Origin of the sequence: uncultured Clostridium sp. (assembly GCF_934754915.1) — a bacterium.
GTDB lineage: Bacteria > Bacillota > Clostridia > Clostridiales > Clostridiaceae > Clostridium.
On record NZ_CAKVKB010000271.1, the window covers coordinates 1 to 2,685 of the forward strand.

At 31.4% G+C, this 2,685-nt stretch carries 2 protein-coding genes and 1 pseudogene; 1 reads left to right on the forward strand and 2 read right to left on the reverse strand.

Going from position 1 to position 2,685, the window contains the following annotated elements; all coding sequences use genetic code 11:
* On the reverse strand, window positions 1–850 hold an 850-nt coding region (locus Q0F58_RS18670; protein WP_294379448.1), incomplete at its 3' end, for an amidohydrolase family protein.
* Between the two features lie 265 nt (window positions 851–1,115).
* Window positions 1,116–1,853, reverse strand: coding sequence for an isochorismatase family protein (locus Q0F58_RS18675; protein ID WP_294379450.1), 738 nt, complete (start codon window positions 1,851–1,853; stop codon window positions 1,116–1,118).
* A 359-nt stretch (window positions 1,854–2,212) separates the two neighbouring features.
* Here Q0F58_RS18675 and Q0F58_RS18680 point away from each other — a divergent pair.
* Window positions 2,213–2,685 (forward strand): annotated as a pseudogene (locus tag Q0F58_RS18680) (hypothetical protein); the annotation flags it as partial.

Consider the following 2,685-nt stretch of genomic DNA (forward strand, 5'->3'; position numbering starts at 1 on the left):
GTATAAAAACTTCAAATGGAGTAAAAGTAGCCATTAAAGGTACACCACTCTTAATTAACTTTTCTGCAGTTTTTTCATCCATAAGAGCTGCATGTTCAATTTCTGATATTCCTAAATCTAATAAATTACTTACTAATTCAGAAGTATATGCATGAGCTACAACTGGCTTATTAAACATTTTTGCTGTATCAATTATTGCTTTTATTTCATCATTTGAAAATGCTTGTTCATCAGGATTATCAATAGGTGATGCAAAACCTCCCGTTGCCATTATTTTCACAAAATCAGCACCATATTTAACATATTTTCTAACCGCAGTTCTGCAAAAATCAACTCCATTTCCTGTTGCAACACATGCATTTTCAATGTGTTCTGAAAGAAATGGATTTGAAGTAGCAAACGTTGAAAAATCCCAGTGTCCTCCACTAATATCTAATGCATGAGGTGATACAACAAGCCTAGAAGCTTGAAACATTTTTTTATCAATAGCCCTTTTTGCGTCTATTTGTCCATACCCATTAAAAGCCGATCCTATAGTTCTTACAGTTGTAAAACCACCTTGTAATGATTTTTGAGCACAATATACTGTATTTAATGCCTTCATTTCATCAGAATCTGTAAATACATATGTGTTTAATGCTGTAGGACCAATAAAATCAAAATGAACATGTGCATCAATAAGTCCAGGTGTTACTGTATAATCTGAAAGATCTATTGTTTCGGCATTTTCTGGACATTCAACCCCTTCTCCTACATCAAGTATATAGTCATCTTCGACTAGAATATTTATATTTTCTTTTAATATTTCATTAATTCCATCAAAAAACTTACCACACTTTATAAACTGCATAAAATCCCCCTCCTTATAAAAAATAAGTTTGTATATAAAATAGCATAAAAAGATTTATTTACAGATACATCCAAAAATAATTTTTAGTAAAAATATAAGGACATGGAGTTTCAGTTATACAATTTTGTATAATATTTGAACTCCATTGTCCTTACTATCATTCATATTAAATTAAATGTGCTTTAAAATCTTATACTTTATAAAAGGATTTTTTTAACTTTATAATATAATACTTTTTATATCATATAAAACCACTAAAAGCAAATTATTTATCATATTTTCTTGCATGTTTTGTATATACGGATGAATCTATTCCCTCAAGATATTTTACAACTTCATCTACTGGAACTACATCACAGAATTTTGCTTCCATATCAAATAAATTCCATTCTACTACACCTGGTACACGGTCACCAACTGTTCCTTCTGGAACTATTGTTTTAAATCCATATCCTGTAGAGTCCATTACTGTGTGTCGTACACATGCACAAGCAGTGGCCCCCATAACTATTAATGTATCAACCCCAAGATAATTTAGTGTTTGAGCAAGATGTGTTCCAAAAAAATTTGAAGCAAATTTCTTATGTATTACTGGTTCTTCTGGAAGTGGTTTTAATTTAGGATCAATTTCCATCCATTCACTATCAATATCTAATGCACTCATAGGAATCTTCTCATCCCATCTTGGAAGATCCCATTGTGCCTCTCCAACATAACCTGTTGTTGTATGGAATATAGGTACTCCTGCTTTTCTTCCTGCTTCTAATACTTTTAATGCTTCTGCACAAACTTCATCAGAATGGTTACAAGTGAAAGGATGTCCTTCGCTCATCCAAGCCTTAGCCATATCTACTGTTGTAATGGCTGGTGCTTTACCAAATCCCATCTTACGCATAAATCCACGTTCTTTGTATATTTCTCTTGCTTCTGCAAATGCTTTCTTTAATAATTCCTCATCAAATTCATAATGATCAACAAATTTAAAATCCTTATTTCCTGCCATACTAATCATTCCTCTCTTTTTAACTAATTTAACATTAAATAGCAGCCAAACATTTCTCCGGATAAAATGTGTTTTTTGTAACTGTTTATGTTATAATAACCATAAAAGCCTAGATTTTCAAGTACATATGTCCATTTGTCAAAGACAATGCAATGACAATTATTTGACATGTATAAGTTCTAATAAATTATCTATATATAAATTTAAAAAATCTTTTCAAGATTTCAACCATCATTACACTCTTTTACCCACAACGTGGCATAAATTGTACATTATAAATTGTTAATTAGAACATATAGATAATTTGTACATGCTACTTATTTCATAATTTGCTACTTTCTACTAAGGAGGAGATAAAAATGAAAAAAAAATCACTTTCAACACTTGGCTATATAATGGAATGCTTGGGCCTACAGACAGTTTCTATGTCACGAAGCCTGCACGTCGATGCAAGTCTCGTAAGTAAATGGAAAACTGGAGACCGTAATCTCTCTGAAAAATCAATCTATTTTAACAATATCGTTGATTATATTCTTGAGCAAAGTGAAAAATCAAGTTATGAGTACTTAAAAAACGCTTTAATGGATTTATATCCTCATAAAGAAATTACAGATAATTCTCACATTGAATCACTTCTAAGAAAAGCACTTGTCAGCACTAAATCTCGCGAGACATCAAAAGAGCAGCAGATTCTGCTAGAAGGAGCAAAGGTTGTACCAGCCTTAATATTTGAAGAAAATTCAGGAAGAAGAACTGCTATTACAAAATTGCTTGATTATGCAGAATCTATGACTGTGCCAGGCGAAATTATTTTTTTCGACTCAGAAGAATT